This window comes from Myroides albus (assembly GCF_024722315.1).
GTDB classification, from domain to species: domain Bacteria; phylum Bacteroidota; class Bacteroidia; order Flavobacteriales; family Flavobacteriaceae; genus Flavobacterium; species Flavobacterium album_A.
The window spans coordinates 1297081-1322454 of the sequence record NZ_CP102754.1 but is presented as its reverse complement, the minus strand read 5'-3'; the positions used below and the strand labels follow the sequence as shown (position 1 = coordinate 1322454).

Genomic DNA, 25374 nt, shown 5'->3' with positions numbered 1-25374 from the left:
ATTATTATAACTATAATTTAATATATGTTCCGTTTAAATACCAAAAACATCAACAGAATTAGCTGTTGTTTGTTTGGCAATTTCTTCAAGTGATAAATCGTATATCGCAGCTAATTTTTCAGCTACATTTACAATATATGCACTTTCGTTTCTCTTTCCTCTATAAGGGACAGGTGCAAGATACGGAGAATCAGTTTCTAATACGATGTGTTTTAAATCTATTTTATGAAGAAATTGATCAATTTTTCCGTTCTTGAATGTTGCTACACCACCTATTCCCAATTTTAAGTTATAAGAGATTGCTCTTCTCGCATCTTCCTCAGTACCAGAGAAACAGTGGAAAATCCCTCTTAATTCTTCCCCTTTTTCCCTTTCTAATACTTCGAAAACTTCTTCAAATGCATCTCGGCAATGAATGTTTATTGGCAATTTGTACTTTTTGGCTAATTGAATTTGGCGTTGAAATGCCTCTTGTTGTAAAGCTAAAGTAGACTTGTCCCAATATAAGTCAATGCCTATTTCTCCTACTGCATAAAACTGTCTTCTTTCTAATTCTCTCTCTACAAATGCTAATTCTTGTTGATAAGTTTCAGGTTTTACATCTGTAGGATGCAATCCCATCATGAGAAAGATGTTGTTAGGAAATTCCTTTTCTAATTCATACATTTTATCAGCATAACTTGAATCGATTGCTGGTATAAAAAAACGCGTAACACCCTTTAATATTGCTCGATTTATTGTTTCTTTGCGATCTTCTGCAAATGCATCAGAATATAAATGTGTATGTGTGTCTGTAAAAATCATTCCTATTGGTGTATTTTATTTGCTATTTTGCGAGTACAAAAGTACCTTATTAAAATGAATTAAAACTATATTTTGCTCATGGAAAACTTAAAAGAGATTTTAAAAAAAGAAAAGTACAAGCGTATTAAGTTTAAGATTTCGCGTACGCAGCATCTTTTCGTAAGAGCCAAAATTAATGGAGTATGGGGTGATTTTATCTTAGATACAGGTGCGTCAAACAGTTGTATTGACTTTTCGCATATCGATATGTTTAATATTGTAGCTTCTGAATCGACTACAAAAGCCACAGGAGCTGGAGCAAATGGATTATTTACACAAGTATCTTATAAGAACCATCTTCAGCTTGGAAGATGGCATCAAAAAGACTTCAATTTTGTATTATTAGATTTAACGCATGTCAATAATGCCTTGACAGAGTATAAAACGAAAAATGTTCACGGCATTATTGGTTCAGACGTATTGTTAATAGGCGAAGCGATTATAGATTACAAGGAGTGTACCTTATATATAAAGTAATTTTACTTGTTTTGTTTAGCCCATTCTGTGGCAACCTCTTCAAGTTCTTTGTACCAATCTTCTCCGTATTTTCTTATTAATGGGTCTTTTAAGAACTTGTAAACGGGTACTTCTAATTCTTGTCCTAAAGCACAAGCATCACTGCAAATGTGCCATTTGTGATAATTTACCGCAGCAAATGATGAAAATTCTTTTATTCGAATAGGATATAGATGACATGATATTGGTTTTTTCCAATCGATTAATCCTTCGCGATGTGCTTTCTCTATACCGCAAAGCGCCATATTATTCTCATAAATAACATACGCACATTCACCACCTTCAATTAATGGTGTTTCGATTTCCCCATCTTCTCCTTTTACCGTTTTTCCTTGTCTTTCAATTGCTTCAATTCCTTCAGGTCTAAGGAAAGGTTTTACTGTTTCGTAAATATCTTCCATTATAGCAACTTCTCCTTCTTCTACAGGAGCTCCTGCATCGCCATCAATGCAACATTGTCCTTTGCACGCTGATAGATTGCATACAAACTCTTTTTCTAATACATCTTCCGATACGATTGTTTTTCCGATTTGAAACATAATAATTTAGATAATATAAAAGGTTTGCAAAAATACGAATCTTATATCTATTTTAATCTCTTAGTGTTTTGACTTTGATACTTTATAATCAAACTAAATAGTTAATTAGACGTAAAGGGTTACTATTTGCGGTTTGTAAAGTTTATTGAAGATAGGCGTATTTTCTTTGAGTGTAGTTCTGTTGTATATAAGGTTTGGTAGGGAGGTCTATCTCTTTAGGACCTCTAATGGAGGGAGCTTAGATTAAGTAAGAAGTACGAAAGTCCTAAGTAGAAATAAAGAACTCTTTGCTATAAAGTACTTGAGGAATGTAGAGGAGAATCTCTCTTTTGCATGATATCTGTTTCTATTTGCAGTAAACTTGACTATTTGCTGCTTATTTTCAACTTGTTATTGCCTCTTTTTATATTGAATGTTTTTCGTTAGTTGAGGTAGATTTCACATCCCAATGTAATTTTTGTTTCAGTAATAATAGCCCTTACTTAAATTTACTTGTTAGTTATCATAAAGTTTTTGTGTTGATGTTAAATTGCAAGCGTGCTTTGTTAAAGCTTAATATGAATAAATAATATTTTTGTACTTTCGGACAATAATCTCAAATTCTTTATAACAGAAAATGAAAATATTTACTTACGTTATGTTCGTTGTAATTGCAGCATTGATTATTTTTAATGTTACAATGCTTGATTTTAATAATCTATTTCAGGGAGATAGTTTGATTGCGTTAATAAGTATTGTTGCTTTACTATGTGGAGTTTGCATTCTATTGATTTACCGCACTTCTAAAATTATTCAGAATAAAACAAAGTAGAATGGTAGCTATCTATGATGTTTTGATTTTAGGTGGTGGTGTATCAGGTGTTTCGTGTGCTCAAATTCTCGGTAGTGCTTTTAAGAAGGATTTCGCAAAAGATAAGAGAGTGGGAATTATCACACACCAAAAAGCTTCAATGCTTCAAGATGCTGTTTTTAATAACGCTTATGGAATTAAACCAGGAACACTTGGAAGTACTTTACTGAAGGAGTCATTAGATTATTTGTCGTTTTATCCTCAAATCAGTCAAATTGAGGGAGAGAAGGTATTGTCTGTAATCAAGAGAGATCATAGTTACGAGGTTTTAACGAATAAGAATACTTATCATGCTCATATTGTTGTAGTAGCTGTTAATTCGAGTCCTTCTTTTGACATTGAAGGACTAAAAGAATTTGTAGAGCCTCATCAAAAGTCTTTAGCTTCTAAAAATCGCATACAGTTAAGAAATCAAGATCACTTAGTGGCTGAGGGCATATATGTTGCAGGAACTTTGGCTGGACATAGAAGCCAATTGACTATTGCGGCTGGGAGTGGAGCAGCGGTGGCAACAGATATTTTAACGCTATGGAATGGAGGCGTTGAGACGCATAGTCACGATAGTTTAAGAAAGAAATAAGATCATAATCAACTAATATTGAAAAGCAATTAAAATTTTTTAATTGCTTTTTTTGTTTTTATAATTTAATAAATTGTAAATTTGCTGTTAAAGTTTTAAAAAAAATTAGACCTATGGAATGGTATTTAAAAGTAATTAAAGAGCATTATGCTGATTTTAATGGTAGAGCAAGAAGACAAGAGTATTGGATGTTTACATTGATAAACATATTAGTGTCACTTGTATTAGCTGTAGTAGATTATGTTTTAGGAACTGGATTTATTGGAAGTATTTATAGCTTAGCTGTACTTCTTCCTGGTTTAGCAGTTTCTGTTCGTCGTTTACACGATTTAGGAAAAAGCGGATGGCTTCTTCTTCTTGCATTGATTCCTTTAGTAGGAGCAATTATCTTACTTGTATGGTTTGCAACAGAAGGTAATGCAGGATCAAATGAGTATGGTAAAGATCCAAAGAACCCACACGAAGATATCAATGAAATTGGGCAAACAAATTTCTAAGATAAAAAAAAGCATTTAAGTAATTAAATGCTTTTTTTTGTATTCAAAATGTTGAGGTGCAATTTGCATTATCTTATTTCACGTCATAGACTAAACCTACGTTATCTATCCAAAGTCTACTATCTGTATTTCCTATATATGCTCCCCCATTACTTGAAGAAAATTGAACAATAATATGGGTAACTTCATCGTCTTTATCTCCCCATTCTTCTTCTAAAATAGGAACCATTTTACCTTTACTATTTCTCGTGTAGTAAGCCATTTCTCCACTTCGCAACGACATATAATCTCCATAGTAACTTTCTTTGGATATGTTGCCATAATTTACAAGGATGCGGTGTTTGTTCTGCCATTCCTTTACCGATTTGCTAAAGCGTTGCCACCCAGTTCCGATTCTTTTAGCATGTACATTTCCGTCTTTATCCTCCCATCGTTTTTGCAATAGTATCTGTATTTCAGCCATATCATTTCTGTTGGCATCTGTACCTTTTCCCATACCATTTACTTTTTTAGAAGGACCACCTGTTGTCACTTTGTAATCAAATTGAAGGGCTTTTGGCTTTTTTGTAAATGGAATACCCGTCACTAATTTACTTTGTGGGTTCTTAGTGTCTGTTATGGGTTCTACCATTTCTCCTAAAAATATTGTTCCGCTTGCAAGTACATTTATATTGATCACACCTAATACTTTTACACGTTCTATTCGCGTTTCTAATCTCGCTGCAAAACCGCTATTTCTCTTTTCAGGAAAAACGGTTACACTTCCTTTCGTAATGCCGCTAACAGTTGCAAGTACTGAGGAAGTAGCCCAAGGAGATTTGGTACTTTTATATGGTGTATTGTCTTTTAATGTGTCTTTTTGATCAGTGATAGAGTACAAGTATTGTGTGTTTCCACCAATGAGGAAAGACTCTTTAATTTCTCTTACCATCCACTTATCCATATTGCCATAAGGCAGCAATTCGACTTTTTCCTTTTGGGCAAAGCAAAGAGCTGGTATGCTAAGTAAGGTGGCTGCTAATATATGTTTCAGTGTTGTCATTTTTTTGTTGTTTAATTAGTGAATGTTGTTTTTTTCTAACATCTCAAAGTCTTCTTTTTTGAGATTCATCTTTCGATAAGGGACTGCAATATCATGGTCGTTTAGATATTCCCGTTCTTTTGTTACAAAAATGGGGTTGACTAAAGACAGGTCTTGTTCTAAATAATTTGTTTTTATACTTGCTATATCTAACATGGTATGAAAGATTGCATTTGTAGAAATAGGTTTGTTGACATTAGTTGAAATAGCCTCTATTTTATTTTGATTCTCAGCGCTATACTCATTTGAAAACCATACGAATAAAGGTATTCTTAATTGATAATAAGTTGGTGTGGGTGAAGCATGTAAGAACTTCCCTCTCTTATCATCAAATAAATCTTCTCCGTGGTCAGAGGTGTATAGTAATGCTGTAGAGGCATTTGTTTTCTTCAAGGCGTCTATTGTGCTTGATAAGAAGTAGTCAGTGTACAAAATTGTGTTGTCATAGGCATTTAGTAAATGCTCCCTCTCTGATTTTTTTACACCTGCGATTTCGTCAGACATAAATTGTTTAAACTCCTTTGGATAGCGCTCCATATAATTAAAGTGTGAACCATAGGTGTGTAAAAGTATAAACAGGTTGTCTTCAGTACTATTGATGATTTCTTCCATGATGGGAATTAATTCTGCATCATAGTGATTTTGGGTCATTCTTGTCTTTGAATCAGTTGTGCGAATCGTCTTGTAAATATCAGCTTCTTTCGTAAAGTATTCAATAAATGATGAATTTTCAGCTTGATTAGAAATACAAACTGTTTTGAAATTGGCTTCTTTGAATGCTTGAGCAATTCCTTTTCTATTGTATATGATATTGTAATTACTCGCTTCGGCATCTGATAAAATGATAGATACACTTTTGTGTGTTGTATTAGATTGCGTTAGTGCATCTTTGAAGACAAACAGATTATCTTGTTTGCTGAGTAGGGGCGTGGTAGGTCTGTCGTAACCATAAAGTTGCCAATTGTCAGCTCTACTTGTCTCACCCACAATCAGAACATATATTTCTCTTTGCTGTGATTTCTTTTCTTTTACAGCGTGAAATTTGAATCCTTCTGAAGTTATTGGATATCGCTTTACTTTATCCCATTTATTGACTGCAAACCCCAAGTTGTGAATGGCATTAATAGGATACACATGTTGATTAAAGGCGAATGTATTTGAATTGGTGTTTTCACTCCAAAAAGACAAAATTAAACTTGCTGCTAAAATAGCGAAAGAAGGAAGGAATACTTTTTTTCGGAAAGCCCAATCCAGATAAATCCTCTTTCTCCATTGCATAATGGCCAGAATAGTAGCAGGTAAATATAGAAAACAAACAAGGGCTATTGATGGTAGCAAACTACCTAATAATTCATTAATTTCACTTGTGTTTGTAGTTGCTACATTGAGAAACATATCTGCGGCGATCACATCTTCTCCAAACAGATAGAATAATACAATTTGAAAAGCATGCAAGAAGAGTAGAGGGAAGTAAATAATTTGCCACTTTCCTGTGTTCTTAAATGCGGATAAAATAAATATATAAAACCCTAAAGGGAATAATAGGGTAACAATCTTCCCAAAGAGATTTACAGGTGCATTGAAAAAGAAATAGATGGAAGGAACCATGTTTACAGTTATATAAAACCAAAACAAAGCTTTCGGATTGTTTATTATTTTTGAAACAATCCCTTTTTTTTCAGTCGTAGTCATTTGTCTTATTTCTTAGAACGATTCGTTAATATTAAAGTAAAAGCCACTTTGTCCTTTTCCTATGCCGTAATCTAATCGGATATTGACGCGGTTTTTAAATTCCCATCTGTAACCTATACCATAAGCTGGAAGGGTGTGTTTCCAATCGTAATTCTTGATGTTTTCAAATACATTACCGGCTCCACCCCAAATAGCTATTCCATGTCTGTTATAGATTTTCTGTCTTAATTCAACTTGTGTGTTTAGCTGCTTTCGATCCCTATACTGGCCCATAAAGTACCCTCTCATTTGTCGAGCACTTCCCAATAGGGAGAGCATATTCCATTGAACATCTCCATTGTTGAAGCTACCGTTCAAATCAAATGCCAAAAGCCCGCCTTTCCATACTTGTTGATACGTTCTGGCAGTAAAGTCAATTCGCCCAAAGTGGTGATTACTCCCAAGTGTTTTAGGGAAAAAGACTTGCTCGTATTTAATAAACCATCCTTTTGAGGGATTGGGAATAAAGTCTCGGGAATCATATTGAAGAATAAAACCTCCTCCGATTGCTGTACTTAGCATATCTCCTTCGGGAATCATTTCTTCTTTTTCGAAGTTTTTAGCTCTGAAATTTTGAGCAGAAAAAGTTACTCCAACATATGTATTTGGCAATACTTTTCTCAATACATCTAACTTTAAAGCCAGGCGATATTCATCGTATTTGGAATACTCATTTGCCGATCCAGCCTGATAACCAACTCCGTAAAATTTACTTGGCATGAAAGCAAAGTTCATGTCGTAGTTTAGGCGGTAATCATCATTGGGAAAAATAGTTGTGTTTTCTAAGCCAATTGAGAAGAAACCACTTGTCGTAAAATTGGTATATATAGATACAGCTGAAGGAGGTAACTCCATGTTTTCTTTGTCAAGTCTATATAAACCAGAGGCAACTATTCCAAGGCCAAGTTTAGTATCTACTGAATAACTTGGGCCACCAATAAAAGATAAGTCAAATTTTTTATCTGATTTATCTTTTTTCGCCTCTTCGAAATAACTTACAATCCGCTCAGTGAATTTTTTTTTAGTAGTAACACTGTCTGGGGTAATATTGCTATTATCAGGTTCTTGGGTTTCTTGAGCCATAGATATCATCGAAACAAAGAACATAATAATGAGCAATTGTATATGTATATAGTTTTGCTTCATATTATCAAAAATCTTAATCCACAAAGGTACGAAATATGTATTCGAGTAAAATCTCAAAGCTCTGAAATAAGGAGCGTAAAGTAAGTTTCTTAACTGTTTTTAGTAATAATTAGTTTAATGTTAAGAAATACATAAGCCATTCGTATAATGTTTATACTTTTTTCATTACTATTAGTATTTGACCAATAATAATAATGAAGGACACGGATAAAGTTGTGTAAATTGCTATTTTGTTAAATAATGTAACTTTTTTCTGATGAAATTGCATTGCTCGAACAAAAATAATGACGGGTACCACCAAAGCGAGAATCACCCCTGCTATCGCTGCGAAACCCAATGCCTTCATAAAACCTTCAGGGTAGAATAGGGCAAAACCCAGAGGAGGAAGGAAAGTAAGTGCACCTGATAAAGAAGGGATTACTTTGGAAGATTTGTTTTTTAATAAATCCTTGTAATAATCATAAAGACCAACGCTAACACCTAAAAACGATGTTCCTAATGCTGCAGCTGAAAACAGACTAAATAGCGTTTCTATATAGGTTGATTTTGCTACTTGTCGAATACTCATGATCAAGCCATCAAGAGGCTCTCTTTGTCTAAGTATAGACATAAATGTTGTTTGATCTAAACTGCCAAGTACTACGATTTGCCAGATTAAATATATCGCTAATGGAAGCAAACTCCCTAAAATGAATGCTCTATTGAGTAACTTCTTGTTTCCCCCAAGATAATTGACTATCGTTGGAATACTGCCATGAAAGCCAAATGAAGTGAAGATAGGTGGGATCGCAGCAATAATAAGCCCTTGCTTCAATGGCATTGAAAGTAAATTAATGCCTTGAATTAAAGGTATCATTAATATTACTAATACGATTAGAAAGATAACTTTAGCTGTAAATAGCCCTCTGGTAATAAGGTCGACTGATTTGGTACCGATGATGACTATCGTGCTAAAGAGGATAGAGAATAAAATGATTGCAAACTTTCTGTTGATATCTAAGTTAAATACCAGGTCGATATTTGTTTTTAAAATCGTTCCCCCTCCTGTCATATAGGCTGCTGTCAAAGAGTAGATTAAAAACATCAAACTTAACCCAGCAATGCGATTGACAAATAGATTAGTATATTTTCTAGTCAAGGTGTCAAATCCATCAGTGCACGAGTTAAACTCATAGATCTTTACCATTAGCAAAGCAGTATAGCAAGTGACAAACCATAGTAAGAATAGTAATAACGAAGATCCAATAAATCCAACTCCAGCCGAAGAAATTGGCATGGCTAACATTCCTGCTCCTATTGAGGATCCCGCAATAATTAAAATACTACCTAAAAGTTTACTATTCATTTTTTCTATGCGTTAAGCTACAAAGGTATGAAAAAGCTAAACCTTTATATACTATAAGCAGTTTTACAATGATCAAATATGTTTATTTAGTCGTTAGATTGAAAGATAGAGGTATCAATTATCTTGCTCAAGGTCTTTATAATTTTTGAGTTCCATATTTCCTGTGAGGATTTTATTTTCCTTATTCGCATCTTTTGTCATTCCTGTATCTAATCCAAGATAGTACTTAGTGTGTTCATACAGATTTGTAGTCGATATAGTATCGTTTATTTGTCCTGTAATCTTAAAATTTTGATCAACTGAATTACTGTGCCAGATAAAGTAAGGAACATCAATTCCCTTTTTACTCCATCCGTGTTTGTAATTGTGATTTTTGAATACTTGACCGTGATCAGATAAGTAAATAAGAATAGAATTAGTATTCTCTATTTTTTGGATGATTTGTTCCATGACAAAATCAGTATACAATACACTATTGTTGTATTCATTGATAGCTTTTTCAGTATTCGATTTGAATACATCAAATTCTTTTGGATAACGTTGATTAGCATCTAAGTGACTGCCGTTGATATGAATGATAATAAATCTCTTTTTATTATTGTCTGCTAAAGCTTGATCTAATAGTTTAAGGACAGATTCATCATGACTTTTATCTTTCCACTCTTTGTTTTGAGCCATTTCTGCAAGGAGTGATATCGTACTTACGTACTTTCCATACTTTTCTTGAGAAGACAACCAATAGGTGGACCAAATATTACTTTGGTTTGCAAGGTTAATTACATTGTCTTTGATAAAGTGAAGATCATATTTACTTGCGTTTGGTACGCCACTACTTAACATGTAAGGAACGGAAAGTATTGTAGAGCCTGACGGTGCTATAGCATTGTTGTAGATTAGTAAATTATCTTTTCTTTTATCAATATAGGGTGTTGTTTTTTCTAAATTACCATATAGAGATAAGGCATCTCTACGTTGAGATTCTCCTAAAAGGATAATAACATTTTGTAAGTTATTGTTTGTTGTTGTTAGGTTGCCATACGTGTGTACATCATCTGACATTTCTTTTGTATTGCGGATAATAGCAAAAGCTTCTTCGTATATACGAAGTGTAAATAATGGTACTTTATTTAGATAACGTTCATAGCGAATACCGTTAATATGCTCTAAATCTAAGTTTTTCTTTTTGTTTCTAAGACCATCTATAGTTATTCCAATAAATAGCAAAAGTGTTATAATGACAATTGCTTTCACTGTTTTAGTTTTCTTTAGCGAATTTAAGTTATAGGCGCAATACGTTACAATTATGAAGTAGAGTATAGAAATAAGTATATAAGGCATAAGTGAAATAAATATTTCTCTTACTTCTTTTGTTGTAGTCATTAAGGTACTCATTGCCATGTTTGTATCAAAACTACTGTTGTAGCTAAATCGTGCAACAATCACTTGGAAGAAATTGATGGTAATTAGTAGATTAATCAAATATGCGAATGATAGTCCTATTTTATTCTTTATTATTGTTGAAGATAGAATGAAAAAGCCAAAAGTTAAAAGCCAACAATATATATTGTTAGAAAACTTAAAGAAAGCTTCGTCACTATTAATAAAAATAGGTAAAAAAGATGCAATCAAAAGGATGGCAAAGGAAATTGATTTTTGTTTAGTAAGTTGACTTTTCAAAGTTTTTTTTGCGAATTTAATTAAATTTTATCATTTTTTCGTACATATAATGTATTTGTTTAACTTTTGAATTGTCATTTGTTGTCTGTTTGTCTGTTTTATTGAGTTTATTAACTTCATTATTATACCTTTAACGTTTTCTTGTTAGTTTAAATAGTTTAAAAAAAATGAGTCTATTGGGTTAGTATCTGAGATACTTATTTATATTTGCACTATGCAAAGAAGAATAAACATAGCGAGGGTTTTACTGATAGTAGCAGTTTTGTTTACTACAGTATTTCAGTTCATACATAGCTATGAACACGTTACTTCGTTTATATCTTATGCAAATGAACACAGTACACACGCTCACTTTAATGAAAAGCGTGAGGATAGTGGCAATAGGTTAGAATACAAGGTTAATCACAATGAACTTGAAAAATGTTTCGCATGTGATATTATTATTCCTGCTGATACTACACCTATTTTAGAACTAGCCTTTAGTTCTTTTGAACATCATGAGAAAGTACAACAAGAAGTTGTACAAACTTTCATTCCTTTATCTCATGTGTATTATTCTCTCAGGGCACCTCCTGTATTCGTTTAATTGTTTTTTTCCTTCTCATCTTATGTGAGTAAGGATAAGTATTTTATTAAACGAAAATATTATCAAAGTATGAGATTATCACTTTTGGTGTTATCTCTAATGTTTTCCATCTGCGTTTCTGCACAGAATTATAATGTTCGCGGAGAAGTATCAGATAGTTATGGACAGGCATTAGTGGGTAGTACTATACAATTAGGAGAATACGTTACACTAACAGATCTTAATGGACAGTTTTTATTTCAAAGTGTTCCTGCAGGTCAACATAGTTTTAGAATAAGCTTTATTGGTTATACTTCCATTGAGCAGGAGTTAAATGTAGGTTCAGATTTAAATTTACACTTTCATCTGAAAGATGATAACACACTTTTAGATCAAGTAGTTATTTCTTCAAAAGGAGTACAAACGGTTAGAAATACGGAAAAGATTTCTAACAAAGAACTTGTTGAGAAGTTTTCTGGATCATTAGCTAAGACCCTTGAGAATATACCTGGGGTTAATGCTATGGAGATTGGAGCGGGTGCTTCCAAACCTATTATTCGCGGACTTGGATTTAACCGTGTTGCGGTGGCTGAGAACGGAGCGAAGCAAGAAGGACAACAATGGGGAGCTGATCACGGATTAGAAATCGATGCCTTTAGTACAGAAGAAGTAGAAGTAGTAAAAGGGGTTGGAGCTATTGAATATGGAAGTGATGCTATTGGTGGAGTAATTAAAATCAACAATGAAAAGGTTCCAGAAGTACACTCTTTTTCTGGGAATGCAACGATATTTGGCAAGACTGTCAACGATTCTTATGGTGCTTCAATTCAATTGAAAGCACGTGAAGACAAGTTCTTTTATAAATTGAAGGCAACTGCACAAGATTATGGAGATTATAGGGTGCCCACAAAGGAAATATATTACTTGAATACGGATATCCCAATTTACGGTGGGCGAATGAAAAATACAGCAGGGAAGAACTTAGCCTTGTATGCTCAAGTTGGCTATGTAGATGGAAAGGTTAAAAATGTATTGAGTTTGAGTAATGTGTACGACAAAAGTGGTTTTTTCCCTGGATCACATGGACTACCTGATATATCAAGTGTTGTAGATGATGGTAATCACCGCAATATTGGGCTGCCAAATCAAAGTGTGAATCACTTTAAAGTAACGAACAATTTTAGCTATGACCTTACTGATAATAGTAAGTTTAGTGTTTTGCTTTCTTTTCAGAATAATAAACGACAAGAAAGTAGCCTTTTTCACTCGCACTTTGATAATCAACAAGCACCTACAAAAGACCCTAATTTAGAGTTAGAGTTCAATTTGAATACTTTTGATGCTGCAGTGAAGTATGAGTATTTGTCTCCTAATAATCACAAAAGTACTATTGGGGTACAGTACACTTATCAGAATAATACAATTGCAGGTTATGGCTTTTTATTGCCAAAGTTTAATCGATTTGGCATTGGTGCATTTGCTACGCATGAGCATTTTGTGAATGAACGATTAACTTGGGAGGCAGGAGTGCGTGCTGATTATGCCGAAATTCATATTAAACCATTTTACGACGAAGTATTGTACGATTATTTGAGAGGGAATGGGCATTCTCATAATTTTGCAGCAGACTATGCACAGCGCAGCCATAAAACAGATAAGGATTTTACAAGTTTTAATGCAATGGTTGGAGCGAAGTACGATTATACTGATAAAGTTAAGTTTGCTGCTACTTTTGGGACGAACTTTAGGTTTCCTACAGCAATTGAAATGGCTTCAAATGGAGTTCACCACGGAGCTTTTAGACATGAGAAAGGAAATAGTAATCTGAAGCCTGAGCAAGGGGTTGCTGTTGATTTTAGAGCAAGTTATGACAGTGATAACTTCAATACAACTCTTAGTCCTTATGCTTACTTTTTTTCTAACTATATTTTCCTGAAGCCATCAGGTAAGTTCTCTGTTTTACCAGATAGTGGCCAGATTTATGAATATTCTCAATCACAGGCATTTATATCAGGTTTTGAATGGAAAGTACAGCAGCGTTTCTTACAGCATTTTGTTTTTGATGGAGTATTTGAGTATATCTACAATCGTCAAATTTCAAATGGCAAGAAAGGGAATTATCCTTTGCCATTTTCTCCACCAATGAATTTCTTTGGTGAGTTAAAGTATGAGCTTAACGATTGGAAGGTGTTTAAAAATACAGAAGCATTTGTCAATGGCAAGTGGTATGCTAAACAAGAGCGAATCGCCCAAGGAGAATCAATTACACCGAGCTCTTTTAGTTTTGGAGCAGGTATAACTTCTTCTATAAGAGTTGGAAATTTTGAAGCAAAAACAAGTTTAGTAGCTACGAATATCTTCGATAGAAAGATCCTTAATCACATGAGTTTTTATCGTCCATTAGAAATACCAGAATTAGGTAGATCAATTCAATTAATGATTCAAATTCCCTTTTAATGAACAAAAAGAACATTCGTGTTCTGTGGTTGACATTGATGTTATCGGTATTTATTATACCACACATCAGCAATGTTTTACACTTTGTTGTTATAAAGCATGATTTTGGAAGAAGAACTAAGGTATTAGAATATGTCAATAGCAATAGTATTCACTATTGTGATCAATATTTGTTTAAGATTTCTCCTTTACTTGAGTTTGATTCAATTCAATGGGAGGTAATTGTCGAGTTAGCTTATCACTGCGTTGATGATTTCTATCTATTAAGCAAATACAGTTTTGATACTTTTTATTATTATTTAAGAGGACCTCCTGAGGTGTTGTTTCTTACACATATATAGACAACACAACAGAAGTAATATCTTTTAAATTTAAAAATTAATAAAAATGAAAACAATTAAATATATAGCCTTTTCTTTCGTTCTTAGTTCTGCCTTTTTAACGTCGTGTACTGCTGGTGACGATAACGTTGACACAGAACCACCTGTAGTTATTCTAAATGCTCCTGCAGAAGGGGCAAAGTTAGAAGCAGGCAAGGATATCCACTTTGATATGGATTTGTCGGATAACGAAGCACTTGGATCATACAATGTCGATATACACAATAATTTTGATGGACATAATCACGGAGGTGGAAATCATACGCATAGTTTGACTGTTCTACACGATGACCATGATCACGACCACGATGAGGAAAATGAAGGAAGAACTCCTTTTAGATTTAATCGCACTTGGGATGATATATATGGAAAAAAGAATGATCATATTCACCATCACGAAATTGTGATTGATAAAGATGCTAAAAGAGGAAAGTACCATTTTGTCGTAAAGGTTGTTGACAAAGCTGGAAATCAATCGATGGTGTTTCGCAACATCGAGATTGTAGATCCAGGAAATGGAAGTGGGCACGATCATGATCACGACCACCATCACAATCACTAATAATCTTTTCTCAAGCTTTATTTCTAACAGGTCAAGTGAAAACTTGATCTGTTTTTTTACTTTATACCGATTTAGCGGTATTCTAATGCTTAATTGGAAAGATAATGTCGATAATTATTTATATTTGTTTCTTAACTAATAATTACCCTAATATTCTATGAGAAAAACATTTATGACACTTATTGTGGCAACAGTTATTATTTCTTGTAAACAAGGAAATACTGACTCAAATAAAGAGATTAAATACCCTGAAACACACAAAGGAGATGTGGTAGATACTTACTTTGGTGTTGAAGTGGCCGACCCATATAGATGGTTGGAAGACGATAGATCTGAAGAGACAGCTGCTTGGGTTAAGGCAGAGAATGAAGTAACCTTTGATTACCTTGGTCAGATTCCATTTAGAGATGAGTTAAAGAAGCAAATGGAAGAGGCTTGGAATTATGAAAAGATAGGAGCTCCATTTAAAGAAGGCAAGTACACTTATTTCTTTAAGAATGACGGATTGCAGAATCAATCGATTTTGTATCGCAAGAATGAGGAGGGGAAAGAAGAAGTATTCTTAGACCCTAATAAGTTCTCAAAAGACGGTACTACTTCTTTTGGTAGTATTGACTTCTCTGAAGATGGTAGCAAAGTGGCCTATGCTATTTCTGAAGGAGGTAGTGACTGGAGAAAAGTGATTGTATTAGATACAGAAACTAAAGACGTAATCGGGGATACCTTAGTAGATGTGAAATTTAGTGGTGTTTCTTGGTATAAAAACGAAGGATTCTACTATTCAAGCTATGATAAGCCTGAAGGAAGTGAATTATCTGCTAAGACAGATCAACATAAATTGTATTATCACAAATTGGGATCTGCACAGAAAGACGATACGCTTATTTTTGGTCAAGATCAGAAAAGACGTTACGTAGGTGGTTACGTTACAGGGGATAATAACTTCTTAGTGATTACTGCAGCTAATTCAACTTATGGTAATGAACTTTACCTAAAAGATTTAACGAAAGCGAATAGCCCTATTGTTACTGTGGTGAATAACTTTGATAGCAGTAATAATGTGTTGGACAGCAAAGATGGTAAACTGTATATCGCTACGGATTACAAAGCGCCAAATACAAGAGTGGTTACAGTAGATGCTACCAATGCAGGTCAAGCGAACTGGGTTGACTTCATTGCTGAAACTGAAAATGTACTTAACCCTACAAAAGGTGGAGGATATATCTTTGCAAGTTATTTAAAAGACGCCGTATCATTTGTTAAACAATACGACTATACAGGAAAGGAAATTCGCGTGGTTGAACTACCAGGAATTGGTACAGCTGGTGGTTTTGGTGGTAAAAAAGAGGATACAACGTTGTATTATTCTTTTACGAACTACATTACACCAGGAACTATATATGCTTTTGATCCTAAAGAAGGAGTTTCTAAAATATACGAACAACCAAAAGTTAAGTTTGATTCTTCTCAGTATGAATCTAAACAAGTATTCTATACTTCTAAGGACGGAACAAAAGTACCAATGATTATCACCTATAAGAAAGGTACTGAACTGAATGGCAAAAACCCTACAATGCTTTATGCGTATGGAGGTTTTAATATTAGTTTGACACCGTCATTTAGCATTGCAAATGCTATTTGGTTAGAGAATGGCGGTATCTATGCGGTACCTAACCTAAGAGGTGGAGGAGAATATGGTAAAGAATGGCATGTTGCTGGAACAAAGATGCAAAAACAAAATGTATTTGATGACTTTATCGCTGCAGCTCAGTATTTAATCGACAACAAGTATACATCATCAGATTACCTTGCAATTAAAGGTGGTTCAAATGGAGGATTGTTAGTTGGTGCTACAATGACTCAACGTCCAGACCTTATGAAAGTTGCTTTACCTGCAGTAGGAGTATTGGATATGTTGCGTTACCATACATTTACAGCAGGAGCTGGATGGGCGTATGATTATGGTACATCTGAAGATAGTAAAGAGATGTTCGAGTATATTAAAGGATACTCTCCTCTACACAATGTGAAAGCTGTTGCTTATCCTGCTACAATGGTAACAACTGGTGATCACGATGATAGAGTAGTACCTGCACATAGCTTTAAATTCGCTGCTGAATTACAAGCTAAGAATACAGGTAATAACCCAATGTTAATCCGCATTGAAACAAATGCTGGACATGGTGCTGGAAAATCGATTGCTCAACAAGTACAAGAGCATGTAGATTTACAGGCATTTACACTTTACAGCATGGGAATCAAGAAATTGAAATAATTCATACTTCGTATGAAATAGAAACAAGAAGGCGAGTCAACTATTTGACTCGCCTTTTTATTTTGTTTTGATTTTTGGAAAGCCTCCATCTACACTTAGCTCTGTACCTACGATGAATGAAGCAGCTTCAGAAGCTAAAAACATAACTGCCTCTGCTACTTCAGATGCAAGACCGAAGCGCTGTATAGGCACTTGTGGTGCGAAGGAAGTAGTAAATGAGTCTACTTGTTCTTTTGACAAGTTTGATCGATCAAAGTAATTCGTTTGGATAGGGCCTGGCGATACAGCATTAACGCGTATTCCTCTACTGATTAATTCTGATGCAAAGGTCTTAGTGAATGATTGCACAGCTGATTTAGCTGCAGAATAGACACTTGAGTTTGGCATACCTACCTCCGTGACGATAGAGGTGTTTAGTACGATAGCACTATTGTTAGTCATTAGAGGTAAGACTTGTTGTACAGTAAATAAAGTTCCTCTCACAATCGTATTGAACATTTCTTCATAATGCACTTCGTCAATAAGCTCTAAAGGCGCATATTTACCAAAACCTGCATTGACAAACACAATGTCCAAATGGGAGGTGTATTGACGTAGTTCTTCGTTGAGGTGCATTAGGTCCTTCATGGATCCAGCATCCGTTACAATACCAATGGTATGATGACCTAATTCTTGAACTGTATGGTCAAGGGTAATTTTATCTCTACCGGTTATTATGACTTGTGCTCCTTCTTGAATGAATAATTGGGCTGTAGCTTTTCCTATGCCACTTGAACCACCTGTAATAAGCGCTATTTTTCCTTTGAGTTTCATATCGAATTGATTTAAAACTCAAAAGTATATAGGCTGTGATTCTCTGACAATCCGATTCTTGCTATTGTTTTTTTATTAGTACTGATAGTCTTTTACTCCTGCATAAATATCCGCTTTAATGAAATTTTTGTCTGGAGGTATAGGGCAAGAGTATTTTGGATTATAGGTGCAATAGGGATTATAAGCCATGTTAAAGTTGATTGTTATTTCATCTCCTTCAGGTATTTCTAAGTCTAAATATCGACCGCCTCCATAGGTTGTTTCTCCCGAACTCAAATCTGTAAAGGGTAGAAAGAGGTGATTCGTGTATTCTTCTTTACCCTTTAGGCTTAGATCTTGAAATACATCAACGGTATGTGTTTTGTCGGCCAAGGTAAATGTGATTTCTCCAAATTTGATATAGGTTGGCTTTCTACTTGTGGTTGTTGGCATTTCAAACGGTTTTTCGCCTGGAGTTCTCAATAGCTTCCCCGTAACAATAAAATCTTCTTGAATAGGAAAAAAATCTAAGGATTCAAATGTTTTTAAAGCATCCTTTGGCAAAGGACTGGTTTTACTATCTGCAAATTCTTTGTTTAGTTTTTTCTGAAATTTAGCAGCTTTTTCGGTTTCTGTTAAATGGTCTGAATTGCAGCTAATACCTATTAGTGCAAGGGCTATCATTGCAAGTAATTTCTTCATGTTTGTGGGTTTGGAGTAAATATATAAAAAAAGGTTTGCCTAAAAAAAGACAAACCTTGTTTCTATATTGTTTTGAGAATTATCCCAAGTGAGAACGCAACATCCAAGCTGTTTTTTCATGTTCTTCCATTAATCCAATAAGGAAGTCAGCAGTACTCTTATCATTTGATTCTTCTATTGCATCTATATTTTGTCTGATAAACGATACAATGATTTCATAATCGATTAACAATTCACTTATCCATGATTTACTGTCAGTCTTATCAGTTGATCTTTCTTCTGTCAAATGCGTTAGTTTTAAGTAATCTTTTAACGAAGAAGGTGCATAGTGTCCTAAAGTTTTGATACGCTCAGCTACAGCATCTACATTTACTGCTAACTCAGTGTACAACTCTTCGAAATAAACGTGTTTTGAATGAAAATCTACACCTGTTACATTATAGTGCGCATTTCTTGCTTTAGTATAAAGTACAAATTCATCCGCTAATAATTTAGCTAATACGTCTGCATTAAATTGACGTGCTTTGTCTGTAAGTCCAATATTTGCTTTCATAGTTTCTTAATTTTTATTACTATGTAAAGGTAGTAATATATTGTCGGATTGTGTTGATATCTAATTGTTTGTATTTATTTGACTATTGATAAATCTGATACCAAAATGTCTCAAAAACAAAAGGAGGAACTTTTAAAAGTTCCTCCTCTTTCATATTATTTAAATAAGTCTTTTTTTGCGTCTTGAAGCTTTTTGTCTGCTTCATTTTTCGCATCTTCAGTTTTAGATTTAGCGTCTTTAATTAATTCGTCTGCTTTATCTTTCGCTTCGTCTGCTTTTTCGTTGATTTTGTCTGTAGCTTCATTTGCTGCCTCTTTTAGTTGGTCTGCTTTTTCTTTTGCATCACCTTTTAAATCATTTGCTACATCGTTAGCTTCTTTTTTTAGGTTTTCTGAAGCCTCAACAGTTTTAGCTTTTAATGCATCCCACTCTTTTTGAGCTTCCTCTAATGCTTTGTTAGCTTTTTCTTTTGCTTCTTCATTTCCTTCTTTCACTGCAACTTCTACAGCTTTCTTAGCCTCTTCTAACTTAGTTGATGCATTGTCTAATGCTCCTTTTAAGTCTTCTTTAGCTTCTTGTCCTGCTTCGATTACATCTTGTTTCATTTCTTCTACCTCTTTTTTGGTATCCTTACAAGAAACAAACATTAATCCAAATGCTGCTAATAATAAAATTGATTTTTTCATAGTTTTTATTCTTTTATTTATTGTTTCCCTCAAAAATAAAGATTTTTATTTTAATAAGACAATAAAAACCATTATAATCTCAAATTTTACTTCTTTTTTGGTTTTTTCTTCTCAATATTACCATCAAAATCTAAGGGGCCGAAGTTGTTTACGTACTTTGTAATCAACGATCTTCTTTTATTGATATAAGGGCCAGAACCTGTAGCTTTGTATTTTCGTGGATTTGGAAGAATAACTGCTATGCTCGCAGCTTCTGAAGGGCTTAGATGCTTTGCTTGCTTATTAAACCAATAGTAAGATGCTGCTTCGGCGCCATATATGCCTTTGCCCATTTCTATACTATTGAGATAAACTTCTAATATTCTTTCTTTAGGCCAAATAAGTTCAATCAACACTGTAAAATAGGCCTCAAACCCCTTGCGAATATAACTTCTCCCTGGCCACAAAAAAACGTTCTTAGCCGTTTGTTGAGAAATAGTACTTCCTCCCTTTATACGTGCATTTTTCTTTTCGTTATTTTTCATCGCCTTTTCGATTGCCTTCATATCAAATCCATTGTGACTGATGAAATTTCCATCCTCTGATGCGATTACAGCTTTTTGCAAGTTTACATTTATTTCGTTAAGAGGTACCCAATTGTGTTTTAGTGTGATGGATTCTCCTGCTTTCATTTGTTCATACATTCTTATAAACATCAATGGTGTATAAGGAACTGGAACAAATCGAAATAGAATAACAGAAGCAATACTAAAAATAAAGAAGTAAATTATTGCTTTCAACAAAAAGCGAAATAGCTTGCGTATCATAGGGATAAATCAAGGTAAAAATCGTAGCAAATGTATATAAAAAAGTCTTTCTTTTCACAGGGATTACTTGAAATATCAAAAAAAAACCTTTGTATATTTTAAATACAAAGGTTTGATTATAAGTGTTTTATTTTTCCTATACTGGATTTGTTGTCCAAAGTGACGCTGACTTCAACATTGCTCTTCTTGGTAATTTAAGAGTAGCTACTATTAGTTCAGCAAAATCTTCTGGTTGAAGGATGTGATCTGGGTTACCATCTGTCAGACCTAATTCTATCGACATATCTGATGCAATAGTACTTGGCGTTAACGTACAAACTCTAATATTGTTTTTGCGTACTTCCTTCATCAGTGACTCAGACATTCCGATAACAGCAAATTTAGATGCTGAGTATGCAGACGTAGTTGCATTTCCATTTAACCCAGCAGTGGATGCTACATTGAATATATCTCCTTCATTTTGATCAATTAAATGAGGCAATACTTCTCTTGTTACATTGTAAACTCCCATTACGTTTGTAAGTAGAATTTCTTCCCAACGCTCAGCTGGCATATCTGTGAATTTACCAAATTCTGAAATACCTGCATTGTTTACCAAGATATCTACTCCACCAAGGGTATTGATAACCTTCGCTATTTCGCTTTTAACTTTCGCTTTATCTGTTACATCAAATGCTGCATAAGTTGCTTTAACGCCTAAAGCCTCTAATTCTTTAACTGTTTCTTGTAGCTTTCCTTCATTTCGACCTGTAATAGCAACATTAATTCCCTCTTTTGCAAAGGCAATAGCTGTCGCTTTACCAAGTCCTCGTCCTCCACCAGTTATTATTGCATTCTTTCCTTTCATGTTTTCTTATATTTTTATTGTTTTAGGTAAAAATACTGAATTATTAATCAAAAGTATGTTTAGTTGTTGTTAATAAACAGTTACTTATCTAATGTTTTTTTCTATTGCATTCCAAAGACCGTATCTCTTTTTCAGCGCCTCCTTTGACACAGCGATGACATCCTGCCATTTTTGTTGATCCTCTCCACATAATTCTGTTATCATTTGCATGGCCATCGGGCCGTGTTCATCACCATCTAATTCGATGTGACGTTCAAAATAGTAAACTAATTTGCTCAAATCTGTTTCAGGGAAGTTTTGTTGAAACCCTCTGAGTATTTCTGTGAACATATCTGGAATTAAATCTTCTCTACCGAAAGTAAAGGCAGCTGCAATCTCATGTGGTTTTCCCGCTTCGATAGTCTTGAATGTGAAGTTTAAAAAATCTTTTACTCCTTCATCCAAATTCATTGTTGCTATCGCCTCAAATATGGGTGTACCTCCTTTAAGCTTATCGATCAATGTAGATATAGTTGTAGTATTCGCCTCAGCAGTTGTCATGGCATCTAAGTACATTTCAAAATGACTTAATCGCTGACCATCTATAGCAAGGTCTGATTCTTCAGCTAACACGATTTCATTGATTAAATACCTTGTTTGAGCATAGGGAGACGCAAACCACGGAGTAGTGGTACAAGTGAGCTTTTGTTGTAATGCTTTTAATAAAGACATAAAATCCCATACAGCATACACATGTCCTTCCATAAAGGCACGTAGATTGTCAATGGTTTTTATCTTATTGTAAAGTGGATGCTGTAATAGTGCATTTCTTTCTGGCGAAATGAGTGTGTTTACTTCTTGAATTGTCATGGCAAAAAAATATTTGTGCAAAAATAAAAAAGCTTCCCTGCAAAGAGAAGCCTTTTCTATAAAGTTTAGTGATTTGAATATTGTTTATTTGAATGCAGAGAACCCCGTCACATCCATACCTGTAATTAGCAAGTGAATATCATGAGTTCCTTCATATGTGACAACAGATTCTAAGTTCATCATGTGACGCATAATAGAGTATTCTCCTGTGATACCCATTCCTCCTAACATTTGTCGTGCTTCACGAGCGATATCTAATGCCATAGCTACGTTGTTGCGCTTTGCCATGGAGATTTGAGCGGAAGTAGCACGTCCCTCATTTCTCAATACGCCAAGTCTCCAAGTTAACAACTGAGCTTTGGTAATTTCGGTAATCATTTCTGCCAACTTCTTTTGTTGTAACTGAGTCGCACCGATTGGTTTATCAAATTGTATGCGCTCTTTCGAATAGCGAAGTGCCGTATCGTAGCAGTCCATAGCTGCTCCGATTGCTCCCCATGCAATCCCATATCTCGCAGAGTCAAGGCAACCAAGAGGTGCTCCTAATCCTGATTTGTTTGGTAGTAAGTTTTCTTTTGGAACTTTGACATTATCAAAAATAAGCTCTCCTGTAGCAGAAGCTCTCAAAGACCACTTATTGTGTGTCTCAGGAGTAGAGAAACCTTCCATACCGCGTTCTACAATCAGTCCATGGATACGACCTTCCTCATTTTTAGCCCATACTACTGCAAGGTGTGCAAATGGTGCATTAGATATCCACATCTTAGCTCCATTTAATAGATAATGATCTCCCATATCTTTGAAATTGGTAATCATTCCCCCTGGATTTGATCCGTGATCAGGTTCTGTTAGTCCAAAGCATCCAATGTATTCTCCTGTTGCTAATTTAGGTAAATACTTCATTCGCTGTTCTTCTGTTCCGTATTTCCATATTGGATACATCACAAGAGAAGATTGTACAGATGAGGTAGAGCGAACTCCCGAATCTCCTCTCTCTATCTCTTGCATGATTAATCCGTACGAAATTTGGTCTAATCCTGCTCCTCCATATTCTGTTGGTATATATGGACCAAAACCACCTATTTCAGCTAATCCTGGTATTATTTGTTTAGGAAATTCAGCGCGTTGTGCAAAATCTTCAATGATGGGTGATACTTCTTTTTTAACCCATGCTCTTGCCGTATCTCGTATTAACTTGTGTTCATCAGTGAGCAAGTCGTCTAAGTGGTAATAATCAGGTGCTTGAAATAAATCTGGTCTCATATAATTAAAATGTTTTTTTGGTTGTATAACAAAAATAGTTAATATTTAGTCTTTTGCAATTTTTACGCAGTTTAATTCTGATTCTTCTCCTTTTTTTCGTAAGCCTCCTTTGTTATTATCTGCTTTCGTGCTTAATAATTTGTGTTGTTGCAGTGTGTTCTGTTCTGCTATTTGCTACATACTTTATCGATATGATAGTATAGTGATCGTAGGGTCATGGCATAGTGGTCGCATGTATTTAGCTATAAACTATGCGACCACTATGCGATCATATGCCGACCACAAGCCGACCACCCCTAAAAAAGGGTGTCTCGTCCTAATATAGCTGTACAGTTATTGTTGTCTCGTTCTAATGTAGCAGAGTTCCGCAAAGTCGGGAGACTTTGCGGAGCCTGTATTGTCTTTGTGGAGGGAGATTGTAGTAAAGACTTCTGTTATGTCTATGTATCACAATATGATGACATCTAATTATCTGTTGTTTGATTCTACAGGGGAGTTGATTAAAGAATTCGAAGGAGTACAAGGAGCGGATTTTGAAGAGCAGTCGAGAGCGTTGATGAAATAGGAGCGTAGTTATATTTATTTGAATGTTGATATTTAGTTATTCTTTAATTATTTAAATTGCTGTTACTTAGCTTTAATTGATTTGTGAACTATGAAATATAAGATATTCTATATGCTTTTAATGCTGTGCTCTATGGGAGTATTAGGACAGGAAAAATTACATATTATAGGGAAACTGGAAGGAATAAGCGATGAGGTAAAGATGAAGTTATCTAGTGGTGGAAAAGAACAAGAATTTCGTCTAAAGAATGGTGAGGTAGATGTGTCTATGGTACTAGAAGATGTTCCTAATTATGTGAGATTAGATGCTTATGTAGGAAAAGAGACAAAGAGTACCTTCTTTTTTTTAGGAAATGAGTCTGTAACTATTAATGGTTCTATAAATGATTTTTCAGGTAATCTTAGAGCGATGAATTCTGTGAATGACAGTCTGAGATATGAAAATATGTTAGTTAATAAGCACTTAGTAGAAGAACGAAGTGTTTATATCAAAGAGTATTATCGTCTTTTAGAAGAAGGGAAAGCTAAGGATAGTGTAGCGAAGGTGTATCTAAGTGATGAAGAACCTCTAGGTGAGATTAAGAAGTTGTCAAATCTTATTAACAAACAAGATAACGCTTTTATAAAAAAGAATATTAATACAGCTTATGCTCGATACCTACTGCAATATCAGGCTATAGATTATTCATCAGATTATTTAAACGAACTATATGCTCTTATAGATCCTAAGTATTATGATACTAAAGAAGTACAGATGCTTAAGATATATATAGATCATAAGCTTCTGGAAATAGGAGATAAGTATTATGATTTTTATGCTGAAGATCTACAAACTAAGCAAGTAAAGCTTAGTGATTACTTTAGGGGGAAATATGTATTGTTAGATTTTTCGACTTACCACTGTGGCTATTGTGAAAAAGCAGCTCCTAAGACAACTCAGATAGCTGATAACTTGAAGGATAAGCTTGTACATATTACGTATTATGCAGGACATGATCAGAAAGATAAGTTTAAATATTACTCTGAATTTAAAGGGAATAAGGGTATTTTATTAGGTAATAAAGAGGGAAGACTAAGTCCTGTTCTAGCAATGTATAGAAATAATAGTACACCAGATTATTGGTTGTTTGATCAAGATGGAAAACTAGTGAGGAGATTCGAAGGAATGCAAGGAGAGGATTTTGAAGAACAATTAAGAGCGTTGATGAAATAGGCGTAAGCGATTTTACATATATAAGTATAGGACAAAAGTCTTATGCCCTCAAGAA

Annotated in this window: 26 protein-coding genes; 11 read left to right on the top strand and 15 right to left on the bottom strand. The window is 34.4% G+C overall.

Going from position 1 to position 25374, the window contains the following annotated elements; all coding sequences use genetic code 11:
• Nucleotides 1-33: 33 nt before the first annotated feature.
• On the bottom strand, nucleotides 34-804 hold the full coding sequence (locus NWE55_RS06175) for a TatD family hydrolase (protein ID WP_155090807.1): 771 nt from the start codon (nucleotides 802-804) through the stop codon (nucleotides 34-36).
• A 78-nt stretch (nucleotides 805-882) separates the two neighbouring features.
• Between NWE55_RS06175 and NWE55_RS06170 the strand changes: the two genes are divergently transcribed.
• Nucleotides 883-1320 carry a retropepsin-like aspartic protease gene (locus tag NWE55_RS06170; RefSeq protein WP_155090808.1) on the top strand — a complete coding sequence of 146 codons (438 nt, stop codon included), beginning with the start codon at nucleotides 883-885 and terminating at the stop codon, nucleotides 1318-1320.
• 2 nt (nucleotides 1321-1322) lie between these two features.
• Here the strand turns inward: NWE55_RS06170 and NWE55_RS06165 are convergent, their stop codons facing one another.
• Nucleotides 1323-1898, bottom strand: coding sequence for a DUF3109 family protein (locus NWE55_RS06165; RefSeq protein ID WP_155090809.1), 576 nt, complete (start codon nucleotides 1896-1898; stop codon nucleotides 1323-1325).
• A gap of 616 nt (nucleotides 1899-2514) precedes the next feature.
• Here NWE55_RS06165 and NWE55_RS06160 point away from each other — a divergent pair.
• The 3 genes from NWE55_RS06160 (at nucleotide 2515) to NWE55_RS06150 (ending at nucleotide 3825) form a co-directional block, all read left to right on the top strand.
• Entirely contained in the window at nucleotides 2515-2709 is a 195-nt protein-coding gene (locus tag NWE55_RS06160) for a hypothetical protein (RefSeq protein ID WP_155090810.1), read from the top strand.
• Nucleotide 2710: 1 nt separating this feature from the next.
• Nucleotides 2711-3328: an FAD-dependent oxidoreductase gene (locus NWE55_RS06155; RefSeq protein ID WP_258204664.1), complete on the top strand. Its 618-nt coding sequence runs from the start codon at nucleotides 2711-2713 to the stop codon at nucleotides 3326-3328.
• 113 nt (nucleotides 3329-3441) lie between these two features.
• The gene (locus NWE55_RS06150) at nucleotides 3442-3825 is read left to right on the top strand and encodes a DUF805 domain-containing protein (protein WP_155090812.1); all 384 of its coding nucleotides are present in this window, start codon (nucleotides 3442-3444) and stop codon (nucleotides 3823-3825) included.
• Nucleotides 3826-3898: 73 nt separating this feature from the next.
• Here the strand turns inward: NWE55_RS06150 and NWE55_RS06145 are convergent, their stop codons facing one another.
• The 5 genes from NWE55_RS06145 to NWE55_RS06125 form a co-directional block, all read right to left on the bottom strand.
• On the bottom strand, nucleotides 3899-4867 hold the full coding sequence (locus tag NWE55_RS06145) for a PCMD domain-containing protein (protein ID WP_155090813.1): 969 nt from the start codon (nucleotides 4865-4867) through the stop codon (nucleotides 3899-3901).
• Between the two features lie 15 nt (nucleotides 4868-4882).
• Complete coding sequence (locus NWE55_RS06140; protein WP_155090814.1) at nucleotides 4883-6598, bottom strand: phosphoethanolamine transferase family protein; 1716 nt, start codon at nucleotides 6596-6598, stop codon at nucleotides 4883-4885.
• A gap of 12 nt (nucleotides 6599-6610) precedes the next feature.
• Complete coding sequence (locus NWE55_RS06135) at nucleotides 6611-7783, bottom strand: BamA/TamA family outer membrane protein (protein WP_155090815.1); 1173 nt, start codon at nucleotides 7781-7783, stop codon at nucleotides 6611-6613.
• A 151-nt stretch (nucleotides 7784-7934) separates the two neighbouring features.
• Nucleotides 7935-9128: an aromatic amino acid transport family protein gene (locus NWE55_RS06130; protein WP_155090816.1), complete on the bottom strand. Its 1194-nt coding sequence runs from the start codon at nucleotides 9126-9128 to the stop codon at nucleotides 7935-7937.
• A 114-nt stretch (nucleotides 9129-9242) separates the two neighbouring features.
• Nucleotides 9243-10805: a phosphoethanolamine transferase gene (locus NWE55_RS06125; RefSeq protein WP_155090817.1), complete on the bottom strand. Its 1563-nt coding sequence runs from the start codon at nucleotides 10803-10805 to the stop codon at nucleotides 9243-9245.
• Between the two features lie 214 nt (nucleotides 10806-11019).
• Here NWE55_RS06125 and NWE55_RS06120 point away from each other — a divergent pair, with 214 nt between their 5' ends.
• The 5 genes from NWE55_RS06120 to NWE55_RS06100 all read left to right on the top strand — a co-directional run bounded on the left by NWE55_RS06120 (nucleotide 11020) and on the right by NWE55_RS06100 (nucleotide 17044).
• Nucleotides 11020-11391: a hypothetical protein gene (locus NWE55_RS06120; protein ID WP_155090818.1), complete on the top strand. Its 372-nt coding sequence runs from the start codon at nucleotides 11020-11022 to the stop codon at nucleotides 11389-11391.
• 69 nt (nucleotides 11392-11460) lie between these two features.
• Nucleotides 11461-13827 carry a TonB-dependent receptor gene (locus NWE55_RS06115; protein WP_155090819.1) on the top strand — a complete coding sequence of 789 codons (2367 nt, stop codon included), beginning with the start codon at nucleotides 11461-11463 and terminating at the stop codon, nucleotides 13825-13827.
• On the top strand, nucleotides 13827-14168 hold the full coding sequence (locus NWE55_RS06110; RefSeq protein ID WP_155090820.1) for a hypothetical protein: 342 nt from the start codon (nucleotides 13827-13829) through the stop codon (nucleotides 14166-14168). The genes NWE55_RS06115 and NWE55_RS06110 overlap by 1 nt, the downstream gene beginning before the upstream one ends.
• Nucleotides 14169-14214: 46 nt before the next feature.
• Complete coding sequence (locus NWE55_RS06105; protein ID WP_258204663.1) at nucleotides 14215-14769, top strand: DUF4625 domain-containing protein; 555 nt, start codon at nucleotides 14215-14217, stop codon at nucleotides 14767-14769.
• A 157-nt stretch (nucleotides 14770-14926) separates the two neighbouring features.
• A complete protein-coding gene (locus tag NWE55_RS06100) occupies nucleotides 14927-17044 on the top strand; it encodes a prolyl oligopeptidase family serine peptidase (protein ID WP_373425574.1) in 2118 nt (705 codons plus the stop codon).
• 57 nt (nucleotides 17045-17101) lie between these two features.
• Here the strand turns inward: NWE55_RS06100 and NWE55_RS06095 are convergent, their stop codons facing one another.
• The 8 genes from NWE55_RS06095 to NWE55_RS06060 form a co-directional block, all read right to left on the bottom strand.
• Nucleotides 17102-17857, bottom strand: coding sequence for an SDR family oxidoreductase (locus NWE55_RS06095; RefSeq protein WP_155090823.1), 756 nt, complete (start codon nucleotides 17855-17857; stop codon nucleotides 17102-17104).
• Between the two features lie 75 nt (nucleotides 17858-17932).
• Entirely contained in the window at nucleotides 17933-18538 is a 606-nt protein-coding gene (locus NWE55_RS06090) for a DUF1684 domain-containing protein (protein WP_155090824.1), read from the bottom strand.
• A 79-nt stretch (nucleotides 18539-18617) separates the two neighbouring features.
• A complete protein-coding gene (locus NWE55_RS06085; protein WP_155090825.1) occupies nucleotides 18618-19091 on the bottom strand; it encodes a Dps family protein in 474 nt (157 codons plus the stop codon).
• 155 nt (nucleotides 19092-19246) lie between these two features.
• The gene (locus NWE55_RS06080) at nucleotides 19247-19777 is read right to left on the bottom strand and encodes a hypothetical protein (RefSeq protein WP_155090826.1); all 531 of its coding nucleotides are present in this window, start codon (nucleotides 19775-19777) and stop codon (nucleotides 19247-19249) included.
• Between the two features lie 86 nt (nucleotides 19778-19863).
• On the bottom strand, nucleotides 19864-20583 hold the full coding sequence (gene mtgA / locus NWE55_RS06075; RefSeq protein WP_155090827.1) for a monofunctional biosynthetic peptidoglycan transglycosylase: 720 nt from the start codon (nucleotides 20581-20583) through the stop codon (nucleotides 19864-19866).
• A 136-nt stretch (nucleotides 20584-20719) separates the two neighbouring features.
• Nucleotides 20720-21430, bottom strand: coding sequence for a 3-ketoacyl-ACP reductase (locus NWE55_RS06070; protein WP_155090828.1), 711 nt, complete (start codon nucleotides 21428-21430; stop codon nucleotides 20720-20722).
• An 84-nt stretch (nucleotides 21431-21514) separates the two neighbouring features.
• A complete protein-coding gene (locus NWE55_RS06065) occupies nucleotides 21515-22279 on the bottom strand; it encodes a DUF3050 domain-containing protein (RefSeq protein WP_155090829.1) in 765 nt (254 codons plus the stop codon).
• A gap of 84 nt (nucleotides 22280-22363) precedes the next feature.
• The gene (locus tag NWE55_RS06060; RefSeq protein WP_155090830.1) at nucleotides 22364-23542 is read right to left on the bottom strand and encodes an acyl-CoA dehydrogenase family protein; all 1179 of its coding nucleotides are present in this window, start codon (nucleotides 23540-23542) and stop codon (nucleotides 22364-22366) included.
• 436 nt (nucleotides 23543-23978) lie between these two features.
• On the opposite strand from NWE55_RS06060, the gene NWE55_RS06055 reads away from it, so the two are divergent.
• Together NWE55_RS06055 and NWE55_RS06050 are read left to right on the top strand one after the other, a co-directional pair.
• Nucleotides 23979-24107 carry a hypothetical protein gene (locus tag NWE55_RS06055; protein ID WP_258204662.1) on the top strand — a complete coding sequence of 43 codons (129 nt, stop codon included), beginning with the start codon at nucleotides 23979-23981 and terminating at the stop codon, nucleotides 24105-24107.
• 90 nt (nucleotides 24108-24197) lie between these two features.
• A complete protein-coding gene (locus NWE55_RS06050) occupies nucleotides 24198-25319 on the top strand; it encodes a TlpA family protein disulfide reductase (protein ID WP_155090831.1) in 1122 nt (373 codons plus the stop codon).
• The last annotated feature ends 55 nt before the right edge of the window (nucleotides 25320-25374 follow it).